This is a genomic window from Ideonella sp. P3_A4, assembly GCF_056403075.1.
In genome coordinates, this window is sequence record NZ_JBFUGE010001054.1 from 1 (window position 1) to 1,362 (window position 1,362).

Sequence of the window (1,362 nt, forward strand, 5' to 3'; positions counted from 1 at the left end):
CTTCTGCGGCGTCGCCTCGCGCTCCACCGTGGCCACGATGCCATCGACGAACGGCGTCTTCTTGCCGCAGTCTTCGAGCAAGCCCTTGGCCTTGTCTTCAGGCATGCCGTCGCAGGGGTACGGCTCGCCACGGTAGTTCGGGTTCTTCTTCATCACGATGCGCCGGTCCTTGACGAACTCGGTCACCATGAACGGGCCCGTACCGACCGGCCAGTTGTCCAGTGTCAGGCTGTTCTCGGCCATGCCGGGCTGGGCATAGAACGCATCGGCCTCCCACGGCACCGGGGCCATGAAGGTCATCTGCATCCAGTACTTCCATTGCGGGTACTTGCCGTGCAGGCGAATGCGCAGCAGGTGCTTGTCCGGCGCCGTGGCGCCGGCCAGCGGCCATTTACGGAAGTCGAGGAAGGGCTTGTCCAGGCTGGCGGGGTCTTGGCCGATACGCAGCTTGGCGTCTTCCTTCTTCACCATGTCGCCGTACTCTTTCAAGCCGACGACGTACTCGGAGAAGATGCCGTAGATCGGCGTCGTGATGCGGGTGGTGGCGTGGCGCTTGAGCGCGTAGACGAAGTCGTCGGCCACCAGCTCACGCGTGCCCTGCTCGAACTGCATCGGCGAGCGGCGCTCACCCACCTCGCCCGGCTTCATGTGGTGGTAGCGGTACTGGCCCTGCTCGTCCTTGGCAAAGGCCGGATGCGGCTGGAACATGATGCCGCGCTTGATGGGCACTTCATACACGCTCTCGGCCACCTGTTCGCCCGGCGCGTCTTCGGGCAGGCGGTTGCCGTTCTTGTCCAGGTACACCGGCGCCACGACCTTTTCAGCCGACTTGGGCACCAGTTCGAACGGACGCTTCAGGTAGTGGTAGCCATAGGGCGGCTCGTAGACCTGGTAGGTGACCAGGGTGTCGTTCGACCAGTAAGAAGCCGTCGGATCCAGGTGCCGCGGCGTGTTCTCGATCATGGCCGAGTAGATTTGCTGCGACTCGGCGGAGCCTTTGGGCCAAGGGCTGTTGTCACAGCCGGCCAGCGCCACCAGCGCCAGCCCCCCTACCCACAGCAAGCGCCGCCGTGGCAAGGCGCGGCCCAGTGCCGAGATCACACCGCCCATGCGGATACTCCAAAGAAGAAGCGCGGGTCGTCGCACGGATAGGCGCGACCTGCATGGCAAAAACAAAACCGCCCGCGGCAACCCCCGGCTTGTGCCCGGAGATGCGGCGAGGCGAATCCAGCAGATTCTATGCCCGGGTGTTACGGGCCCGGGTTAGGGTTTTTCGCAGGCCCGGCCCGCTTGTCGGCGAGCCATTCTCAACAAAATTGGAGGTGGGCAGCGAATTTCACCAGTCGAAGAACTCACCAACCG

The 1,362-nt window shown here is 64.0% G+C and carries 1 protein-coding gene; it reads right to left on the minus strand.

Annotated elements, in window-relative coordinates; all coding sequences use genetic code 11:
• The coding region (locus AC1DYI_RS35780) for an ABC transporter substrate-binding protein (protein WP_477208839.1) at positions 1 to 1,110 on the minus strand (1,110 nt) is incomplete at its 3' end.
• Positions 1,111 to 1,362 lie beyond the last annotated feature (252 nt).